This window comes from Vibrio sp. 1F253 (genome assembly GCF_041439295.1).
GTDB lineage: Bacteria > Pseudomonadota > Gammaproteobacteria > Enterobacterales > Vibrionaceae > Vibrio > Vibrio tasmaniensis_A.
The window spans coordinates 62,733-82,890 of record NZ_JBGONU010000012.1 but is presented as its reverse complement, the minus strand read 5'-3'; the positions used below and the strand labels follow the sequence as shown (position 1 = coordinate 82,890).

Here is a 20,158-nt window from a genome sequence, read left to right as displayed (position 1 = left end):
AGAAGATTGGGAACATTTACCTTGAAAAACGCCGCTACCCAGTCCCTTCTTATTTCCAGTTATTGCCGGTACTAACGGAGGAAAGTGAAGGCAAATTCGAAATTGGTAATCAACGCACGGTTATGACTATACTTAAAATCATAATAATCAATATATTGGCTTTATATGAACAAAGATAACTTCCTTCAACAATTCCAGCTCAATTCTACCGTTGGCTATCACCCAGAATCCGTTGAGCGCGTTTCACATATCAATGACGATCAATTGCGTAAAGCAGCAGTGGTAGTCGGCTTAGTGGAACGAGAGGATGGTTTACATGTTATTTTTACGAAAAGAGCCGCTCATTTAAAACATCACCCTGGTCAAATCAGCTTTCCAGGAGGGAAACACGAACTCTCCGATCCTTCTATGCAATTCACCGCACTTAGAGAACTTCACGAAGAGGTCGGAATTCGATCGGATCAGGTTAAAATTGTTGGGCAATTACCTACTTTGAGTACCATTAGTAAATTTTTAGTTACACCGATTGTTGTAGTGGTCGATTCGGACTATAAACCCATCATCGATGAGAACGAAGTTGCTTCGATTTTTGAGGTGCCCGCCACCTATGTTTTAGACCAAGCCAAGTTACACAGCCACACTGTTAACTTAAAAAAAATCAAGCATCGTGTTTTTGCCATGCCCTTCCAAGAGCACCTAATTTGGGGCGTTACAGCTCAAATCATCCAATCACTGCAGCAACACGTAGTGCAACAAATTACATAGCAACTACGTTTTGTTTAATCCTTGTTAACAAACACAGCCTTTTCCATGGAACAGATTTATTAATCCAATTTTACGCAAACGTTTCCCTGGTATAATTCTGTACAACCCCGCATTTCGCATAAGATAAACTAATAGCAAGCATGAGCACAAATCACCTGTGGCACGCTATTTTCGTGATCAAAAATCCGTTTTTCGCATATCATGTGACACGCCGTTTCATTACATGATTTAGATCTATTTTTTGTAGAAGAAAATTCTGCAGAATTAGCCCCGACTTATTTCCTGTTCCCAAAAAATGAGTAATTTAACATGAACACAACAACTTCTTCGGCAAATGCCGTTACAGATACAAGCAAGTTTAACTATAAAGATTTTACCTGGTGTCTATCACTATTCGGTACAGCAGTTGGCGCTGGTGTACTATTCCTTCCAATCAAAGCTGGTGCGGGTGGTTTTTGGCCACTAGTTATCCTAGCTTTAATCGCGGCACCAATGACTTGGTTCGCACACAAATCTCTAGCTCGTTTCGTACTGTCTTCTAAGAACCCTGAAGCAGATATTACAGACACAGTTGAAGAACACTTCGGTAAGACTGGCGCGAACCTTATTACTTTCGCTTACTTTTTCGCTATCTACCCAATCGTTCTTATCTACGGTGTTGGTATTACAAACACAGTTGACTCTTTCCTAGTAAACCAAATGGGCATGGAATCTATTCCTCGTCCTCTTCTTTCTGGTGCACTTATCCTTGCTATGACCGCAGGTGTTGTATTCGGTAAAGAGCTGATGCTTAAAGCAACTTCAGCAATGGTTTACCCACTAGTATTCATCCTACTAGCATTGTCTTTCTACCTAGTTCCTGATTGGAACACTTCAATGATGGAAACAAGCCCAGAATGGTCAGCAATGCCTTCTATTATCTGGCTTGCGATTCCAATCATCGTGTTCTCTTTCAACCACAGCCCAATCATTTCACAGTTCTCTAAAGAGCAACGTCGTGTATACGGTGAAGACGCGGTTAAGAAAACTGACGCGATCACTGGTGGCGCAGCAATGATGCTGATGGGTTTTGTAATGTTCTTCGTTTTCTCTGTAGTACTTTCTCTATCTCCAGAGCAACTAGCAACAGCGCAATCTCAAAACATCTCTGTACTTTCTTACCTAGCTAACGTTCACGAGTCTCCACTTATCTCTTACATGGGTCCTCTAGTAGCGTTCGCAGCAATCACTTCTAGCTACTTCGGTCACTTCCTAGGTGCTCATGAAGGTCTTGTTGGTCTAATCAAGTCTCGCTCTGGTTCTTCAATCAGCACGATTGAGAAAGCTTCTCTAGCGTTCATCGTTGTTACAACTTGGATTGTTGCGGTAGTTAACCCAAGCATCCTAGGCATGATTGAAACAATGGGTGCTCCAATGATTGCAGCTATCCTGTTCCTAATGCCTGTATTCGCAATGAACAAAGTACCAGCTATGGCTAAGTACAAAACTTCAGCACCTGTGCAAATCTTTACAGCTTTATGTGGTCTAGCGGCTATTAGTTCTGTAATCTACGGCGCTCTTTAATCTCAAGCCCTTTTTATAAGATGACATTCATCTTATATGGCGAGGTTAGACAAAAAATATAATGATAATAAATGAGCCTCCCTACTCCCCTTGGGAGGCTCTCTTTTTGAGGTAATCGCTATGATTAGTGTATTTGATATCTATAAAATCGGTGTTGGTCCATCGAGCTCACATACAGTTGGACCAATGAAAGCGGGTAAAGAATTTATTGATGACCTACGTTCAATGGGAAAATTGCGCGACATCACTAAAATCACCGTGGACGTATATGGATCACTATCACTGACAGGGAAAGGTCACCACACAGATATCGCAATCATCATGGGTCTTGCTGGCAATACTCCTGAGCGTGTTGATATCGATTCTATTGCAGGCTTCATTGCTCGAGTAGAAGAAACTGAACGTCTACCTGTCGGTATGCACTGTCATACTGTTTCGTTCCCTCGCGACGGCGGAATGAACTTCCACACTAGCAACCTTTCTCTACACGAGAATGGCATGAGCATTCATGCTTGGGTTGATGACGAAGTCGCATATTCAAAAACGTATTACTCAATTGGTGGTGGTTTCATCGTTGACGAAGAGAACTTCGGCAAAGAAGAAGAAAACCCAATTAAAGCACCTTACGAATTCACAACAGCGGAAGAGCTGGTTAATCAGTGTAAAGAAAGTGGTCTTTCTATCAGTACACTGGTTATGAAAAACCAAGCGGCTTTCCACTCAGACGAAGAGTCTCGCACTTACTTCGCTAACATCTGGAAAACGATGCGTGAGTGTATGGATCGCGGTATGAATACTGAAGGTATCCTGCCTGGTCCACTGCGTGTACCTCGTCGTGCAGCAGCACTTCGCCAACAGCTGATCACGTCAGAAAAAACAACTAACGATCCAATGACGGTTGTTGACTGGGTGAACATGTTTGCTTTCGCAGTAAACGAAGAAAACGCAGCGGGCGGTCGTGTAGTAACGGCACCAACAAACGGCGCGTGTGGCATCATCCCTGCTGTATTGGCTTACTACGATAAGTTCATCCAAACAGTGACAGAGAAAGATTACATCCGTTACTTCGCAGCGTCTGGCGCGATCGGTGGTCTTTACAAGCGTAACGCTTCTATCTCTGGTGCTGAAGTTGGCTGTCAGGGTGAAGTTGGTGTGGCATGTTCTATGGCTGCTGCTGGTCTTGCTGAGCTTATGGGTGGTAGCCCAGAGCAAGTATGTATGGCTGCAGAAATCGGCATGGAGCACAACCTAGGTCTAACGTGTGACCCAGTTGCTGGCCAAGTACAAGTTCCATGTATCGAGCGTAACGGTATTGCTGCAGTTAAAGCAATCAACTCGACTCGTATGGCACTTCGTCGTTCTTCTGCTCCGACTGTTTCTCTAGATAAAGTTATCGAAACAATGCTAGAAACAGGTAAAGACATGAACGCTAAATACCGTGAGACTTCTCAAGGTGGTTTGGCTGTTAAGGTTGTTTGTTAATCATTTCTGAATTAATAAACCGATAATAAAAAAGGAACGCCGATGCGTTCCTTTTTTTGTATCTTAAGCTTTTGTCGCTAAAGCTTGGTGACTGATTGATTCAACCACTAAATTGTTCTGCTAAATCACTTGTGAGATTAGCAAGAAGCAACCAAACAGCAATGAGAAAAGCATCATTGGTCGGCCACCTTCAGCACTGTATCTGTCTTCCGCTACCTTCATAAAGCGTTGCTTATGAACCATCACCAGAGGAACAAACACAGCTAGGAACACTAAGATGATACCTGCGTAGTTCAACACTTGTAGGAACTTATCTGCAGCAAGCAGTGAACCCGCCAGAGGCAAGATGAAACTAATGCAGTAAGTGACCGCTGTATTTTGGTTGAACATGTCTTTGTTTTGGTTGAACAACGCCATCGCTACACCAAAGAAAGAAGTCAACAACGCCAAGCCGGTGAAGGTAGACAGAACGTTACCCACCCAAGGAGACTGAGCCTCAAAAGCCGCCATCAAATCTGATACGTTCTTGAAGCTTCTAAATTGCTCTTCGCTCAAGTTACCGACCACAGCAAACAACCAGCACAAGTAGCACACTAATGGAATCAGAGAACCGATAATAACCATGTTACGCAGCTGTTTGTCTGTCGCTTCGTGGTTGTAAGAAACCAAGGTTGGAATCACAACCATAAAGCCAAAGCTCGTAAACAGGATGGCACTGGTTTTGATTAGATCGACGTGGTCGTGGCTGGTTACCTGCATCAAGTTTTCTTGCGTCATACTTGGTGCCAAAAACACCATGGTTGCAAACAAGCTTGCTAGCATCACAAAGAACAATGCGCGGTTGAGCTTATCAATCACTCCGGTGCCACTTGCGACTACAGCACCAGCAAGTAAAGTAAACGTGATTTGGCTCGTCGTTGCGCTAATGTCTACACCTAAGTTAGACAGTAACTTACTCAGCAAATCACCCGCACCCAGAATGTAGGCCATCAATAGGCAAATCAATAACGCGTAAAGTAGGCCGTTGGTAATCAACTGCCCTTGTTTGCCCAAGGTTTTTCGGGCAATAGAGTTTAATCCTAGACCGCCACCCGCTTTGATGGCCGCTTCTAGAAGTAGTAATGCTGCATAAGTCGTACCGAAGCAGATCAGTACCATAAGCAGTGTGCCGTAAAGCAATCCGAATTGAGCTAATACCATTGGGATCGCAAGCATACCAGCACCGAGAGCGGTACCAGCGATAATTAGGGAGCTACCCATCATTTTAATATTCATTGTTTTTAACTTATTTGTTTAGTTTTTATAGATGTGAGTCTTCGTTCATCGAGCGGATGACAAAGGAGTTCAGATAGAAATAAAGTTATAAAACGAATAACAATAGGAGCGATAAGCGGTAAAGAAGCGTGCAGAGACGTTGTCGAACAGGGCGTTCAAAGGGGAGCTTGTCTTAAAAGAGGCAAAACGAGAAGCGTGAGTTAGCATTAACTGATGTGGTGAACCTTCCGTAGGTTCAATAATCGGCGATGTAATCTTGAATTTCATGTATGTGTCCAATAATTAAGTCACATTCCATAGTATTTGAAGCAGCGTATCCATTGCTGCCCTACCTCTGTCATTAGAGGTATTTTCATCTTATCGAATGAGCTTTGAAACACAACGCTATAACCACATTTTTTGCTATTAAATTGAACAAAATAGCCATTTGGATACAAATCGACCACCAAACCGCGTAAAACAATAATCATTATTAATAAAAAGCGGAACTATAACCCCCCCACCCCATTAACAACAAAGCTTGTATAAAGAGCACCCAAACATATATGACAGCTACAAAAAAGGCGCTCTTGTAAGCGCCTTTCGTTCGATTATAGCTTTTAAGGCTATAACCTTGAAAGCTATAGTATTGAAGACTGTTGTCTTGATAGCTGTATCTTTGATAGCTGTATCTTTGAAATCTACAGCATCGAAGACTTTAGCATCACAAACTACAGCATCGAAACCTTATTCACCGCGGTAGATACAACCCGCTGTACATGTTTCTTTAATCTCAACCTTGCTCAAAAGTGGCAAGCTTGGTTTAAGTTCATTCCAGATCCACTTAGCCAATACTTCACTTGTCGGGTTTTCTAAACCTTCAATGTCGTTTAGGTAGTAGTGGTCTAAACGGTCGTAAATTGGTTTGAATACAGCTTTAATTTCAGAAAAGTCGATTACCCAACCTGTATGCGGGTCAACTTCGCCTTCTACGTACAAACGAACAAGAAAAGAGTGACCATGCAAACGACCGCACTTATGCCCTTCTGGCACGTGTGGAAGATGGTGGGCTGCTTCAAACATAAACTCTTTGTATAACTCAGTTCTCATTGTGTTTCTCAGGCTAAAAAAATGACACGCAATATTACGTAAAACCAATACACACTACAAGTTCTATCACCACTGTACGGCCTTATTAGCGGCAAGCGGGGAGCTTGTTGCTAGCCACTCACTTGAGTCACAATAAAACACATATAAAGATGGCTTGAAAATCACCATACGCTTAACCTTCTCGCCCAACGAGAAACAAACCCGCTACATCACAGAAACATAACCACAACCGGAGTGTGGTCACACAATCGGTTATACCCCATAGGTGGTAGAGCCGCTTACACGTAAAGTATGCATGTCATTATACTTAATAAAAACAAACACCTTATGCGCTCAACAATCACCTTTAAAATCCTAGTAGCCCTCGCCATTGTGTTCACTTTCTTGCTTGCAATATCGACTTACTTTCAATATTCGCAGCAAAAGCAACTTGTAAACTCGGTGTTAAGTGAGCAGCTTCACGATAAGGCAAGCAACTATTTCGATAGCCTTAATATGATGATGCTGACTGGCACCATGGCACAAAAAGAGACCCTTCGTCAGAAAGCGTTAGCGCAAGAAGGCATTGAAAATGTTCGTGTACTGCGCGCCGATGCAGTGAGCAAATTGTACGGACCTGGCAATGACAACCAAACACCTATTGATGATATCGATAAACGAGCGCTAGCAGGCGAAACTGTTATCGAACCCTTTTCTGCCGATTGGGGTAAAGGCTTGGTTATTGCTCTGCCAATGAAGTCGAGCGAGAACTATCGCGGCACCAATTGTGTGGCATGTCATATGGCACCAGAAGGTGAAGTATTAGGCGCGATTCGCCTAGAATATAACCTCAGCCACGTTAACGCGCTGATCAACACTCAAACCATGGCTGCTATAGGCATTATGGCGGTTATCTCCTTCGCCGGGTTTGTTCTTACGATGGGATTAATTCGTAAGATTATCGTTCGCCCTCTTCAACAGACTTCGCGGTTTATGACCCAAGTAAGCAGCGATAAAAACCTGTCCACTCGTTTGCCCGAACAAAGTAAAGATGAGATTGGCACGCTGGCTAACGCCATCAACTCGTTCATGGGAACCGTTTCTAACAGCTTAGAAAAGGTACAAGATACTTCGCACAAACTGAATGCGTCAGCCAATCAACTGACTAGCGTTGCTCAAATTACCGAGCAAGCCGCCAGCGATCAACAAAACGAAACCACAGAAGTGCAAAACAATGTCGAAGGAATACAAGCACAACAGGTCAATGTAGAACAAGCCACTTTAACCGCGTCAGAACTCATCAATCACACCTCAGATGTGGCTTGTAAGAGTGCTAACCAAGCACATGATGCAAGTAGTGAGATTAAGAATCTAGTGAGCAGTATCGAAGAAGTGAAACACAAGATACAAACACTTAATGAGCAAACTGGAGAAGTCTCTTCAATATTGAGTGTGATTCGTGGCATTGCCGACCAAACCAACCTTCTAGCCTTGAATGCAGCGATTGAAGCGGCTCGAGCGGGAGAACAAGGTCGCGGCTTTGCGGTAGTGGCAGATGAAGTTCGTAATCTTGCATCACGAACGGCAGAGGCTACTGGCAGTATTGAGTCTATCATTCAGCAGTTCCAACAAGGCAGTGAAGAATCGCTGAATTCTGCTGACCGCGTTTGCGAACAAGCACATCAAAGCTCGACAGATATCGACGCACTGTCCGTTGAAATGAATGGTGTCGTTGAAGAAATGAAACAAGTGCTGGCTCATGCGAAAAATATTCAAAAACAGACGCAATCCACTACACACGCGACCGAAGATGTTCAACAAAAGGTTGAAACCATCACTTCTCACGCCGACAACACATCGCAGTCTGCGGCTGAGACTCGTGGAATCAGTAATGATTTAGAAGAGCTGTCGGATCACCTTGAATCTCTTATCAACCAATTCACCTTATCGAACTCAAAGACCAACGACAAAGGTCAGTCATAGGTCGTTAGAACTCCCCTACCGACATCAACAAAAAAGCGCTCAATGATGAGCGCTTTATCTTCATAACAATGTCTAGTTCAGGCTTTTAAGCTTTTAAGCTTTTAAGCTTTTAAAGTACCTTAAACCATGATTAGTGCGTAATGGAAACCGCGGTTAAATCTTTATGCTTGTGGTACATCGCGTGCTTGAATATTAGATTCGCACTCACGGTATCCATTCCTGCGACCTCTACATAAGCACCCTTTTTACGGAACTTAAATACTACCTTATCAAGCGCCTCAACCGACGTGTTATCTAGGAAAGACGCATCCGAAATATCGATGGTCACTAAAGAGGTCGCATTGTCATAATCAAATAGATCGATAAACGCATCTGAAGAAGCAAAGAAGACATGGCCTTTTACTCGATGGGTGGTGTGCAGTTCGTTAGTCACCACTTCATCAGATATAAAGACCATCGACTTGCTGGCATGCGCATAAAACAAAGCCGATAGCACCACGCCAACCGCAACACCTATTGCGAGATTGTGAGTAAACACCACCACCGCCACGGTTGCTAACATGGTTACATTGGTTGGGAGTGTGTGGTCTTTAAGCTCAACAACAGAGCGCCATGAAAACGTGCCGATTGAAACCATGATCATCACAGACACTAAAGCGGCCATCGGTATCAGCTTCAACCAATCAGAAACAAACACCACCATTAGCAGTAAAACAACCCCGGCGATCAAGCTGGATAATCGGGTTAAGCCGCCTGATTTGATGTTAATGATCGACTGGCCAATCATCGCACACCCCGCCATACCACCAAATAGTGAAGCCACGATGTTCGCAACGCCCTGCCCTTTGCATTCATTGTTCTTATTACTTTCAGTATCGGTCAGGTCATCCACGATCGTCGCCGTCATCAAGGATTCCAGTAAGCCAACCAGAGATAGAGCGATAGAATATGGCAGGATGGTTGCAAGCGTATCGAACGTGAATGGGATATTAGGAATCAAGAATACCGGCAGTGAATCCGGAAGCTTGCCCATATCGCCAATCGTTCTGACATCTAAACCAAATAACAAACTAATGATTGTCAGGGCAACAATAGCGACCAATGGAGAAGGTATTGCACGACCAAACTTGGGAAAATATGGAAGCAAGTAGATGAGCGCCAAACCCAAAGCGACTAACACGTACACACTTGAAGGAACGTTGATCAACTCAGGAAGCTGGGCCATGAAAATGAGAATCGCGAGCGCGTTAACAAATCCAGTAATCACCGATTTGGAAACGAAATTCATTAGGTTACCAAGCTTAAGATACCCGGCTGCGATTTGAATGACGCCAGCTAAAGATGAAGCAGCGAGTAGATATTCTAGTCCGTGCTCTCTCACCAAGGTGACCATTAATAGCGCCATAGCGCCTGTTGCACCGGAAATCATTCCCGGACGACTGCCAACCAAAGCAGTGACGACACAAATACAGAACGAGGCATAGGGCCCTACTTTAGGGTCAACGCCTGCAATAATTGAAAATGCGATGGCTTCAGGGATCAATGCGAGTGCAACCACAATCCCAGATAATGAATCTCCTTTAACGTTTGATAACCAGTGTTTTTTTAAATAATTAAGCATGTAATTCTCTTTTACTTGTACAGCCAGCCCTGCCTTGTTGAGACATAATTTGATCGACTGTTTTTCTTGAATGAGCGAGCGCTCGAAAAGTGCGGGTGTAGAGAGAATGCAGGGGTTAAGGCGGCGTAATTAACACGTGAACATTAAACTCCTTTAGTGGGTGATTGTTTAGTAGGACGAAATCAACACCTGTGCTTTTTTTTATCGCGTTTGTCCTACACAGGTCAGAATGGCTGACAATATAGAGTGAGTGCCACTTTAATCACACGACCAATATTGCAAACAAAGGTTTCGAATATTAACGCTTCTTAATCCGGCCAAAAACCGCTAGCGGACTCGATTTCAGCCAGCTCTATGTTGTAATCAACTTCAGTTCATGTCATTTCAATCACTCTGCTCACATCGATTTACAAGGTATTGAAGAATACTTAACCATTAGCGCTAGCGCACCTCCTTAGCACTCAAACAAATACCAAACAGAAAGCCAAATCGAACAAAAAACACACCCTAAAAGGTATTTCTGCTCAGTAGACACAATATTTCTTTCACCAAGCAAGAATAAAGGTTGAAGCTGTCGGTATGACAGGTAATATGTTCTATCGATTTAAAAAGTTTATACAACTTAATGTTTCGGCTAATTATTGTGCAAATGTATGTTTATTTGCAGCAATGCCAGAGACTTTGAGTTGAATTTGTCCCTCAATGGAGAATGAAATCAACATGACTTACGCGCCTGTAACAGACGTACTTGGCGGCAAGCTAGCGGTAGACAGTGAAGTAACTGTTCGCGGCTGGATCCGTTCACGTCGTGATTCCAAAGCTGGAATCTCTTTCCTTGCCATTTATGACGGCTCTTGTTTCGACCCGATTCAGGCCGTGGTTCCTAATAATCTTAATAATTACGAAGACGAAGTATTAAAGCTAACTACTGGCTGCTCTGTTGAAGTAACAGGTAAGATTGTTGAGTCTCCTGCGAAAGGTCAAGACTTCGAACTAGCAGCAACTGACGTTAAAGTTGTAGGCTGGGTTGAAGACGCTGACACTTACCCAATGGCTAAGACACGTCACTCTATCGAATACCTTCGTGAAGTTGCTCACCTACGCCCACGTACGAACGTGATCGGCGCAGTAGCACGTGTACGTAACTGTTTATCTCAAGCGATTCACCGTTTCTACCACGAGCAAGGTTTCTTCTGGACTTCAGCTCCGCTTATCACTGCATCTGATGCAGAAGGCGCTGGTGAAATGTTCCGCGTATCGACGCTAGACATGGAAAACCTACCTCGCACTGACGAAGGCAAAGTTGACTTCAACGAAGATTTCTTCGGTAAAGAAACTTTCCTAACAGTATCTGGCCAACTTAATGCTGAAGCTTACGCTTGTGCACTAAGCAAAGTTTACACGTTCGGTCCTACGTTCCGTGCTGAAAACTCAAACACAAGCCGCCACCTAGCTGAATTCTGGATGGTTGAGCCTGAAGTTGCGTTTGCAGACCTTGACGATGTAGCAAAACTGGCTGAAGACATGCTTAAGTACGTTTTCGCTGCTGTTCTTGAAGAGCGCCGCGACGACCTTGAGTTCTTCGCTTCTCGCATCGACAAAGAAGCAATCACTCGTCTAGAGCAATTCGTAGACGCTGATTTCGCACAAGTTGACTACACTGACGCAATCCAAATCCTACTAGATTCTGGTAAGAAATTTGAATTCGACGTTGAGTGGGGCATCGACATGTCTTCAGAGCATGAGCGTTACCTAGCTGAAGAGCACTTCAAAGCACCTGTTATCGTTAAGAACTACCCGAAAGACATCAAAGCTTTCTACATGCGCTTAAACGACGACGGCAAGACAGTTGCAGCAATGGACGTACTTGCACCAGGCATCGGTGAAATCATCGGTGGTGCACAACGTGAAGAGCGTCTAGACATTCTAGACGAGCGCATGATTGGTATGGGTATCGACCCTGAGCACATGAGCTGGTACCGCGACCTACGTAAATACGGCACAGTGCCTCACGCTGGCTTCGGTCTTGGCTTTGAGCGTCTAGTGTCTTACGTAACAGGTATGGGCAACGTTCGTGACGTTATCCCGTTCCCACGTACACCACGCTCTGCGAACTTCTAATATCGGCTTGCTTCTTCTTTAACGAAGTCAGTATCAGATAAATAAAAACCTCCGTATATACGGAGGTTTTTTTATTCCCCGAGATTATTTCCGTTGCCCACAACCTCCCTTCCCCACCCACAAATTCTCCTGCGTATTCTCGATTCAAAAGCGGTTAGACGCGAAGATAACAAATCAACAAATCAAAATCATATAGTTAAGCACTGTAATTTTATGTAATGAACACCTGACAAAGTCATACAGTATTGATGTCCTGTATAAATTATTCTTCTTACTAATTAATTTGTGAATATAAATTTTTAGGGACCCCAATGAAAACAAGCATTTTATCTGCAGCTCTACTAATCACTTTAACCGGATGTGGCGGAGGAGGCTCATCGACTCCCGCGAAAAAACCAACAGTTAAGCCAACGCAAAAGCCAGTGGTATTTATCTCTAAATGTTCGCAACCCTTACAAGGGGATACAGCCTTAACCTTCAAGATTAAGGGTACAATAGCGAATGTCAATGGCGTTGCATGTAGTGGTAGCCCCAAAGCATTTGACGATATGATCAAAGCTCACCCGAATACAAAAACGCTGAACTTCATCGATATGGGTGGCTCTATGAATGATGATGCCAACATTCAACTAGCGTACAAAGTAAGAGCGAAAAAATTAGACACGTACATTAGCTCTATTGGACATGTCGCTTCGGGGGGAACTGACCTTTTCGCTGCGGGTGTGAAAAGAACGATTGAACCAGGTGCTCGATTAGGCGTTCACTCATGGGCACAAGGGTCTTTACAAGGGGCTTCATTGCCTGTTGGTCATAGTGAGCATAAACCCTACATTGATTATTATAAAAAGATGGGATTACCAGATCCGAGCGGCTTCTACTGGTTTACACTGAAAGCTGCTCCGGCTCAAGGAATGCATTATATGACTCCTGCTGAAGTATCTACGTATGGTTTGGCGTCTGTAATGACGGGTGTTACAAAAGACCTACGAGCAAATTACACTCCTAAAAACAGCCTTTTGAACAACAACCTGCTGGACGTTGTGAGCGATAGCCTGAAAGCTGTAGCGGTTGAAAACCACGTGAGAAAAAGTGTATATGCACTTGATCATGTCTCTTCACTATTATTCAAGCAATTTAATGTATCAAACCGAGATGAGTTAATAACCTACTTAAAGGGTAATGGTAAACTAGATCCTGTTACCAAATCGTATGTATTCAAAGCTACATCAACTCAGCCGACGACTGTCTATAACTCAAAAACGGACACAATAAATACAGCATATAGGTCCGATGATAAGTACCGTGTCGCTCCTAAGCCCTTAATTGAAACGGGTTTGATGATCGAAAATTATGGCATTGAAACATCACACACATCTGTTCAGGTTGAATTGAACAAAAGCGCGATCCAAGTTGAGATTGCAGATGAACAATTTACCCTAGTTAAAGACCCATCAGTCAACACAATTAACTACTGTAAAAAAATCAAGTTCAAAGTCGCATCAGGGAAACTGGTCACTGTTGCTAACTGCTTAGAGAGCACTCTCAAAGGTGACCAAGTTCAACTTGTCAATTACGAAAGAACGACAAAGAGAGATATGCTAGGTAGCGTAGCTCCGACCGTAACCAAATCGGTAACCAAGACTTCGAACTTTGAATTCAATGCTAAGCAAAGTACGCTAATTACTAAGTAATTTTACACATTGCAAAAAGAAGCCCTACTTAACACTGTAGGGCTTCATCTTTATTTATTCTGCTTAAGTTTCATTTAAGCTGTCCAGACTAAATTAGTCAGCCTTGCGCACCAAAAAGTGATCGAGCATAATTTTTTCACCTGTACTTTGAAGAGGCTTAAATTCAATGACTAACTGATCGCCTTTCTGTTCAAATGCATTCACTTTCAAAAACAGACTTTCTTTGTCCGCTTTAATGTTATGAGCGACCTGACGACCATTAACAAACACATCAAATGCAGGCGCTTTAGAATTTACAGGTATCACTGTTTCAAAAGTGTACTTTTCCCCTTCTATCGCATAAGCGGTGTTATAAATACCACCATCCGCCGTCCAGTAAGTCGCATTGAAGTCCATACTTCCCGCTTTCCAGTAGCTGTAAAACGCGTGAAGATCTTCAATGTCATTCTGGGTCGTCGGTGTCCATTTTACATCAGCAAGATTTACAGGTTTCGTATAGCTAAAACCATGCTCTTGCATGTCACTTTGTAATGAATCCAATCTTCCCAAAACATCATCGAAGGTATCTTGCCAACCAAGCTCACCATAATATTGAAGCCCTATCTCCCCAATAATATAAAACTCACCATCTCTCTCAATCGTGATACCAGAGCCTGAATCCCCATGGATAATTAACCACTGCAAGTTACTTTGAGGCATGATCACTGGGTCATATTTGTACTCAGCTAACCATTTTTTGTCTGTGTCGTTGTACTTAACAAACTTTTTGCCGCCATTACGTCCGTTATAGTTGCCAAAGCCAACGCTATTTACTTCATAGACTTCTGAATGATCAAACATCCCTTTCTCGGGCAACTTCGCCGGCTTGATACCGGTGATAGGCGTATCTAAGCGCACCAAAGCGAAGTCGTAAATACCATCGGTAAATTCATACTCCCCCCACTCACCATCAGGGTCAGTAGTCGCACGTGACGTATGAACAACATTGTACTTACCATTCTTATCTTTTTCATAAGAAGAACAAGTTACCGCATTTTCATATCCTTCACTTTTTGAACCTGACACATGATTTGCTGTGATAACCCAATACGGGTCGATTAAAGTGGCCGACCCTGCATTCATGTGGCAAGCAAAATCAAATTGAGTTTGTAAGGCAAACGCTTTGTGTTGAGTAACCGAGCGATCCATCTTGCCTATGCCCGCCTGCGCTGAAAAAGTAGCAACGATCGCTGATGCCAAAATAATTTTTTTCATGTTACTGAGCCTCTCTCAATTGGATAGCTTCAATAGCGTGGTAACCCTGTCTAGCTTCAAAGTCGAACTGTCTATGTTGACGTGTATAAGTGATTTCGACGATATCATCAGGAGATTGGGATTCGAAAACTATCGTATTTTTGACACTGGTCATGTGAAAGGAGATATCATTTTTAATAGTGATACATTGCTTTTTAACACATGCGGTTACATCAGCAGAAGAGAGCCAATTGTGTGTATAAAGCTCTACAGAAAATCGCCCGCCTTTACCTGGTTGAACGTCAAAAGAGAAACCACTAGTGCCGACAAGTAAACCAGAAAAAGCTAGCTCTTGGTTGTAATCTGTAGAATCACCACCCTGCCAGTAATAACGGTTACCAATTGCGTTTTTGGTCTCTGAATTAGAAACTTGTCGTAATTCACCAATAACGTTTACGTCACCAATTAAAGCACTATTGGGTTTATCTTTTCTTTGATGCTCTCCATACAAGAAAACCCAATCTAAACCGTTCAAGTCAACGTCTCTTGCGTAACGATACTTGCCATCATTAAGTTCATAACCGATGAACTCACTAGCGATCGACAAAGTATCTGTACCAATTTCTGAAACATTACTTAATTTATTTAAATCGACCTCAACCTCACTGGCCGCTGCATTGGTTGTTAGCAATGCCAACATGCAGAGGTTCAATTTTGCACATTTTAATCTCATTTTTTCGCCTCAGTATTAGTTCCAAGTAATTGTAGGCTAAAGATAAGTTGAAAATGTAAGGTGCTGTAAGGGCTTTGTTCATCACGATTCAAACCTCACCGACTGATAGTTGGCACGAATAACTATAAACCCAACCATACCAATAGTTAATGATGATAAATGGCGTTTGCCAAGCTTTTGACTAAAGGTGATTTACTTTCCAAGTAGTGACTCGACGCTCCTTACATATGCTTACAATAGGTATGGATAGTAATTGTATGTCATTAAGAATTTTTATTTCACGACGATAACAGCGATACCTATGCAAGTTCGTTTCATGTATACAACGAAAAAGCCCCACCAAATCATGGAGGGGCTCTGAAAGATCATTTTTGTGTACTCAAAAACTTAGTCGACATCTTGGTCGATAGCGTATTTTATCGCGAGACCGCAGATTGCCATCATAACAAATGGGATGGCGGCAGTCGTGTATTCTGCCCATGCCATATCAGCGAATGCTTTTGCCAGTAGTACGTGGCCGAGGATTAACAGAAGTGCACACACAATAGCAACGATAATCAACTTAACTTCGTTACCCATAGTCATTTTCAACATAACGGTATCTCCAATATTTGGTCTATCGATATTGAATCACAACTCGTTGGTCAAGAAGGCGTACAGTTGCATCGGAATCAGTCCGTACAGTTGGAATCATTGTCTTTTTTATGAGTGACTTACGGTTTTACGAGTGCGTAAGTTGATGCGCAAGTTTACCAAGTAAGAGCAGCGCTTGCTCTTTCTCTGCTGTGAGTTCATAAGAGAAGTTCAATCTGATCGCGTTATCTACTCTGCCCTGCTCACTAAACAGATCGCCTGAAGCGACGCTGATCCCCTGAGCAATTGCGAGTTGATGGAATTGTTGGCTATCGAAGTGAGGAGAGAACCGTACCCACACGAAGTAACCACCAGCAGGGTCTTCTATCTCGATGGAATGTGGGAAATATTGCTTAATGACCTCTATAAATCGCTTTTTTCTCATTAGAAGATTTTTACGCAATTTACGAAGGTGATTGTCGTAGCTTTCGTGTGTCAAGAAGTGCGCGACGCCAAGCTGCACAGGAGCACTACTCGACAGCGTAGAAAGAAGCTGAAGTTTTTGAATCGCATAATTAAAACGCGAACTCACCACCCAACCAACACGATAGCCAGGACATAAACTCTTAGAGTAAGAGCCGCATAGCAACACTGAGTCTGTTTTATCAAATGCTTTTAGCGGTTTAGGTTTATGCCCTTCGAAATATAGGTCGCCGTAAACATCATCTTCGATAATATAAGTCTTGTATTGTTCAGCAACCTCAACCACTCGGCGCTTCGCATCTTCAGACAAACTTGTCCCTGTCGGGTTTTGAAACGTCGTCATCAGCCAACACGCTTTCACATCCTGGTTTTGTAGTGCGCTTTCAAACTGCTCAATATTCAATCCATTGATTGGACAAACATCCACTTCGATAGGGTTGAGTCCTAACCTCTCGACAGCTTGCAGAGCACCATAGAAAGCGGGAGATTCAATCACAACGTAGTCTCCGGGCTTGGTTACAGTTTGAAGGCTCAAGTTAAGCGCTTCCATCGCACCAGAAGTAATCACGATATCTTGATGGTTAACGGTAATACCTTGCTGCAGGTAACGTTGAGCGATTTGTCTTCTTAGGGACTCGCTGCCCGGTGGCAGATTATTGATCACACTAGCACCTGTCATCTTCCTTCCCGCACTGGCGAGGTTTCGAGTCAAGGTAGGCAAAGGAAAAAGGCCAGGATCTGGGAATGCTGATCCAAAAGGAATAACCCCCTCTGCCGAACTCGATTTCAAAAAGTCGAATAAGCGATCATTAATGGCTTTCTTTTTGTGTACTAACGGCAGTTCATAATCAACGCCGTCCACACGTGGTGCAACAAAGTAGCCCGACTGAGGCTTAGCGATGATCCACCCTTCGCTTTCTAACAATTGGTAGGCTTGTAAGACAGTACTATTGCTGACGCTGTAATTGCGACAACTCATGCGGACGGAAGGGATCTTTTCTCCTGAACGCCACGTGTTGTTCGCTATCTGAGTTCGAATATCCTTTGCAAGCTCTTCATAACGCGCCATCTAATTGTACTACCTAGAGAAATTCTAATAAGCCTGAGATTTTATCACTAACGTTAACAACTATTGCTGCTATCCATATGATTGAGCCTAATTTCTATAATAGTGTGAATTGGTTCACAGATAACTTTGTATGCTTTGCTAAGTTTGTAACCAAGGCGAGAGCCAAGTTCGTTCTACGCCTCTATAATTTGATGTAATCCAAAAAACATGCGAGATAAAAATGAAAAAAATAGAAGCAGACCAGTTAAGTTATAAAGGAGAGTCAAACGGTGTTCATAGTTGGACAACACCGAGTGGCCAGCCATATTACTGGCACCCAGACTGGCTCCATATCGCTGAAGATGCAACAGGCTCACATCCAAAGCAGGAGATCGATGTCGATCAAGACCAAGCACCAACTGAGAAACACGCGGTGTCTGCTATTCTGAAACACCTAAACCAATGGGCATCAGACAAACTAGCATCTCACCCAGACATTGAAACCAACTCAATTGAATCTGAAATCAATCTGAAAAAGTAATTTGATTAGAGGTAAGTAGTCGTCAATCACTCTCGACTTCACTCAAATATATCGACTGAATAGTCTCGTATTTCAACCGGGACTATTCAAGTGTCTTCATAAAAACTGCCGTAATAACACCCATCTAGCTAACAATTATCTAACACAAACCAATTTTTTGTATCATTCAACAAAAGCTATCGATAGAATCCCCGACCTTATTCACACTCGCTATACTAGCCATACATACCTACCAACCTCGTGAATTAATACACAAAATACGTATTCGTAAACTTAGGAATAGTTGCGAGACCTTAAGATGAAAATGAACAAAGGCTTATCGATGGATACTTCAAATTACAATCAATCGCTAACGACTCAATTATACGTCATCGCTGGCGTGCTATTTGGCACCTACGGCAGTCGGGTATGCCCGATGCTCGAAAGCTTAACGACGTTAGAAATTTTCACCCAAGTCAGTAGTGTCTTTATCTTATTGTGGCTAGCGCGTCATTATTTGCTATCGCAACACACCTTAGTCAAACAAGGTCGATTTGCACAACTCGATACTATGTTGTTCTTTGCCGCGAGTATTCCTTTCGCGCTCTACTACAACCTAAGCTACGACTTCACGATAGACAGTAACTTGAAAGTGCTGTTCGGCATGAGCCTATTTGGTTTCTTTACCGGTACCATTATTCAACTGAAAGCGAAGCTTAGCCAAATAGATGAAATGGAGATGACTGGGCAATTTGACTTCCACCTGATAGGTGAAAGAAGTTCACTGGTTAAACAAATGATTGGTTTGGTCATCGTGCTTCTGGTAACACTGACCACCATGCTGACTATGGTGGCCGTCAAAGACATCTTCTGGCTAGAACACAACCCCGGCCGTTTGCTAGATGGTACGGGCAAGATCAGCGTGATCAAAGAGTTCATTTATTTGGCGGTTGTACTAGGAGGATACGCGATAACCATCATGACTCTATGGAGCCAGCTGATTAGACGTATTCTTCTAAGCCAAGAGCACGCATTAAGTAAAGTAACTAATGGTGAGCCAGGCGTTCGCTTACCTATATTTAGCTACAACGAGCTTGGGTCAATAGCATCTATGACCAATACCATGCTTGATAGCCTCGAAAACGCTCAAGACGAAGTAAAAACCACACGTGACGTCGCGATTGTTAGCTTATCTGCACTAGCTGAATCTCGAGACAATGAAACTGGCGCCCATATTTTACGAACTCAAGAATACGTAAAGGTACTCGCACTGGAGCTTAGCAAATCAGAAGCTCATGCAAGCTTGCTGACCCCCAACTACATCGAGCTACTTTATAAGTCAGCTCCACTGCATGACGTAGGCAAAGTAGGCGTTCCTGATAGTGTTTTATTGAAGCCGGGTAAATTGACTGACGAAGAGTTTGAGATAATGAAAGGTCACCCTGCTATTGGCGCCGAAGCGTTATCTATTGCAGAAAAGCAATTGGGAAGCAGTTCTTTCTTAAGAGTCGCGAAAGAGATTTCTCTCACTCACCACGAGAAATGGAATGGCAGCGGTTATCCAAATCAGTTGTCTGGTGAAGAGATCCCATTATCCGGTCGCTTAATGGCATTGGCCGATGTTTATGACGCGTTAATATCGAAGCGAGTCTACAAGCCAGCCTTTACTCATGAGCAAGCGAAACAGATTATCTTGGAGGGCAATGGGACCCATTTTGACCCGCAAGTTGTCCAAGCTTTTCTGGCCGTCGAACAAGAGTTCGTTTCAATTGCCGCGACCTACAAGGATGGAAAAAACATGCAAAGTGAACTTGAACGAGAAAGCTTTGTTGCTCAACCTGCTTAGTCTTTTCGAAAACCACTAACTATACAGGTTACAGTAAGTTATGGGGTGTTATACAGGCTACAATAGTTATATAGGTTAGATCGCAGAGTGATTTTCTGAGTCAGCTTCATTCGAGTGTTAAGTTAAGCGAAACAGGAATAGTGACTGAGTAAG

General features: G+C 43.1%; 16 protein-coding genes. 8 read left to right on the top strand and 8 right to left on the bottom strand.

Annotation, left to right across the window (positions count from 1 at the left end; translation table 11 throughout):
• Window positions 1-165: 165 nt before the first annotated feature.
• From ACED28_RS08640 to ACED28_RS08630, 3 genes are all read left to right on the top strand, one after another.
• Entirely contained in the window at window positions 166-765 is a 600-nt protein-coding gene (locus ACED28_RS08640) for a CoA pyrophosphatase (RefSeq protein ID WP_009847034.1), read from the top strand.
• Window positions 766-1,074: 309 nt separating this feature from the next.
• Window positions 1,075-2,328 (top strand): aromatic amino acid transport family protein, encoded by a 1,254-nt coding sequence (locus tag ACED28_RS08635; protein WP_009847035.1) that lies wholly within the window; start codon window positions 1,075-1,077, stop codon window positions 2,326-2,328.
• Window positions 2,329-2,448: 120 nt separating this feature from the next.
• Window positions 2,449-3,810, top strand: coding sequence for an L-serine ammonia-lyase (locus tag ACED28_RS08630; protein ID WP_009847036.1), 1,362 nt, complete (start codon window positions 2,449-2,451; stop codon window positions 3,808-3,810).
• A gap of 120 nt (window positions 3,811-3,930) precedes the next feature.
• On the opposite strand, the gene ACED28_RS08625 is transcribed toward ACED28_RS08630, so the two are convergent.
• The 3 genes from ACED28_RS08625 to queD all read right to left on the bottom strand — a co-directional run bounded on the left by ACED28_RS08625 (window position 3,931) and on the right by queD (window position 6,174).
• Window positions 3,931-5,073: an amino acid permease gene (locus tag ACED28_RS08625; protein WP_371709670.1), complete on the bottom strand. Its 1,143-nt coding sequence runs from the start codon at window positions 5,071-5,073 to the stop codon at window positions 3,931-3,933.
• Window positions 5,074-5,154: 81 nt separating this feature from the next.
• Window positions 5,155-5,352, bottom strand: coding sequence for a hypothetical protein (locus ACED28_RS08620; protein WP_371709657.1), 198 nt, complete (start codon window positions 5,350-5,352; stop codon window positions 5,155-5,157).
• A 459-nt stretch (window positions 5,353-5,811) separates the two neighbouring features.
• The gene (gene queD, locus ACED28_RS08615; protein WP_009847038.1) at window positions 5,812-6,174 is read right to left on the bottom strand and encodes a 6-carboxytetrahydropterin synthase QueD; all 363 of its coding nucleotides are present in this window, start codon (window positions 6,172-6,174) and stop codon (window positions 5,812-5,814) included.
• Window positions 6,175-6,501: 327 nt separating this feature from the next.
• Between queD and ACED28_RS08610 the strand changes: the two genes are divergently transcribed.
• Window positions 6,502-8,136: a methyl-accepting chemotaxis protein gene (locus ACED28_RS08610; protein WP_371709656.1), complete on the top strand. Its 1,635-nt coding sequence runs from the start codon at window positions 6,502-6,504 to the stop codon at window positions 8,134-8,136.
• Window positions 8,137-8,266: 130 nt separating this feature from the next.
• Here ACED28_RS08610 and ACED28_RS08605 read toward each other — a convergent pair whose 3' ends face one another.
• Window positions 8,267-9,757 (bottom strand): SulP family inorganic anion transporter, encoded by a 1,491-nt coding sequence (locus ACED28_RS08605; RefSeq protein WP_371709655.1) that lies wholly within the window; start codon window positions 9,755-9,757, stop codon window positions 8,267-8,269.
• 720 nt (window positions 9,758-10,477) lie between these two features.
• Here ACED28_RS08605 and asnS point away from each other — a divergent pair.
• Window positions 10,478-11,878: an asparagine--tRNA ligase gene (asnS, locus tag ACED28_RS08600; RefSeq protein WP_004734710.1), complete on the top strand. Its 1,401-nt coding sequence runs from the start codon at window positions 10,478-10,480 to the stop codon at window positions 11,876-11,878.
• Window positions 11,879-12,189: 311 nt separating this feature from the next.
• On the top strand, window positions 12,190-13,569 hold the full coding sequence (locus tag ACED28_RS08595; RefSeq protein ID WP_371709654.1) for a hypothetical protein: 1,380 nt from the start codon (window positions 12,190-12,192) through the stop codon (window positions 13,567-13,569).
• 93 nt (window positions 13,570-13,662) lie between these two features.
• Here the strand turns inward: ACED28_RS08595 and ACED28_RS08590 are convergent, their stop codons facing one another.
• From ACED28_RS08590 to ACED28_RS08575, 4 genes are all read right to left on the bottom strand, one after another.
• Window positions 13,663-14,823 carry a serine protease gene (locus ACED28_RS08590; RefSeq protein WP_009847045.1) on the bottom strand — a complete coding sequence of 387 codons (1,161 nt, stop codon included), beginning with the start codon at window positions 14,821-14,823 and terminating at the stop codon, window positions 13,663-13,665.
• A gap of 1 nt (window position 14,824) precedes the next feature.
• Window positions 14,825-15,502 carry a hypothetical protein gene (locus ACED28_RS08585; RefSeq protein ID WP_017096733.1) on the bottom strand — a complete coding sequence of 226 codons (678 nt, stop codon included), beginning with the start codon at window positions 15,500-15,502 and terminating at the stop codon, window positions 14,825-14,827.
• A 420-nt stretch (window positions 15,503-15,922) separates the two neighbouring features.
• On the bottom strand, window positions 15,923-16,129 hold the full coding sequence (locus ACED28_RS08580) for a hypothetical protein (RefSeq protein WP_004734707.1): 207 nt from the start codon (window positions 16,127-16,129) through the stop codon (window positions 15,923-15,925).
• Window positions 16,130-16,256: 127 nt separating this feature from the next.
• Entirely contained in the window at window positions 16,257-17,660 is a 1,404-nt protein-coding gene (locus ACED28_RS08575; protein WP_371709653.1) for a PLP-dependent aminotransferase family protein, read from the bottom strand.
• A 220-nt stretch (window positions 17,661-17,880) separates the two neighbouring features.
• Here ACED28_RS08575 and ACED28_RS08570 point away from each other — a divergent pair, with 220 nt between their 5' ends.
• Together ACED28_RS08570 and ACED28_RS08565 are read left to right on the top strand one after the other, a co-directional pair.
• Entirely contained in the window at window positions 17,881-18,180 is a 300-nt protein-coding gene (locus ACED28_RS08570; protein ID WP_009847048.1) for a hypothetical protein, read from the top strand.
• A gap of 298 nt (window positions 18,181-18,478) precedes the next feature.
• The gene (locus tag ACED28_RS08565; RefSeq protein ID WP_371709652.1) at window positions 18,479-20,005 is read left to right on the top strand and encodes an HD-GYP domain-containing protein; all 1,527 of its coding nucleotides are present in this window, start codon (window positions 18,479-18,481) and stop codon (window positions 20,003-20,005) included.
• Window positions 20,006-20,158: the final 153 nt, after the last annotated feature.